The sequence below is a fragment of the Microbispora sp. NPDC049633 genome (genome assembly GCF_040675265.1).
GTDB lineage: Bacteria > Actinomycetota > Actinomycetes > Streptosporangiales > Streptosporangiaceae > Microbispora > Microbispora maris.
This window is the reverse complement of sequence record NZ_JBFAOO010000424.1, coordinates 1-1,307: the sequence shown is the minus strand read 5'-3', so window position 1 is coordinate 1,307 and position 1,307 is coordinate 1. Positions and strand designations below refer to the sequence as shown.

At 68.3% G+C, this 1,307-nt stretch carries 2 protein-coding genes; both read left to right on the top strand.

The features are described from left to right. On the top strand, positions 1-716 hold a 716-nt coding region (locus AB0J39_RS39600), incomplete at its 5' end, for a multicopper oxidase domain-containing protein (RefSeq protein WP_363474361.1). 196 nt (positions 717-912) lie between these two features. Further along, positions 913-1,307, top strand: a 395-nt coding sequence (locus tag AB0J39_RS39595) for a multicopper oxidase domain-containing protein (protein ID WP_363474359.1), incomplete at its 3' end; no start/stop codon positions are given.

Here is a 1,307-nt window from a genome sequence, read left to right as displayed (position 1 = left end):
CCGGCGGCATCCTGCGCGGACTCTACGGGCCGCTGGTGGTGCGCCGGACGGGCGACGTGCTGCCCGACAAGACCTTCACCGTCGTCTTCAACGACATGAAGACCAACAACCTCACGCAGGCGCCCGACTTCACCGCCGACCTCGGCGAGCGCGTGGAGTTCATCGTGATCACCCACGGGAACTTCTTCCACACGTTCCACATCCACGGACACCGCTGGGCCGACAACCGCACCGGATTCCTGGAGGACCCGGAGGACCAGAGCCGGATCATCGACACCAAGACCACCGGACCCGCCGAGTCGTTCGGCTTCCAGGTGATCGCCGGCGAACGCGTCGGCCCCGGGAAGTGGATGTACCACTGCCACGTGCAGAGCTACTCCGACATGGGGATGTCCGGCGTGTTCACGGTGACCGACGCGCGTAAGCAGGTCCCGCTGACCGTCACCGCCTCGTCCCGCTGCGTGGGCACGTCGGCGTACGTGGCGGTGACGGCGGTCAACGACTCCGGCGTGCCGGCCACGATCACGCTGACCACTCCGTACGGTTCCAAGACGGTGGCCGACGTGGCCCCGGGCAAGCAGGCCTACCAGTCGTTCAACACCCGGACCGGCCGTATCGACGCCGGCACGGTGACCGTGAAGGGGACCGCCACGATCGACGGCAAGCAGGTCACCTCGACCTACGAGACCGCCTACACCGCGATCAGCTGCAGCTGATCCGGCGTTCGACAGTCCCCTTCCACCTGAGCGAAGTCCTCCGGACCGGCACGCCGAAGCTCCGCAGGCCGGTCTCGAGATCCCGACACCACGCCGTGCCGCCGATTCGCCACCGGCATCACGGACCCCCCTCAGCTCGCCGCACCCAGGCGAGCGCCGTCACCGATTGGGAACCATGACCGAGAAAAGCACTGACGTGACGCGACGCCTGTTCTCCCGGCGCGCCTTCACCACCACCGCCACCGCCGCGGCGGCCGCCGCCACGATCGCGCCGTTCGTCTTGGCGACTCAGGTCGACGCGGCGTCGGCGGGCAAGACCACGGACAAGACCACGGACAAGACCACGGACAAGACCGCGGGCAAGACCGCGGGCGAGCCGGGCGACGTCCGCCGCATCACCCTCTACGCCGAGAAGCTGCCGGACGGTCAGCTGGCTTACGGCTTGGAGCCCGGGAAGGCCACGATCCCCGGGCCGCTCATCGAGATGATCGAGGGGGAGACCCTCGAGATCGAGCTGGTCAACAACACGGACGTGACCGCCAGCCTGCACGTGCACGGCGTCGACTACGAGACGAGCAGCGACGGCACGCG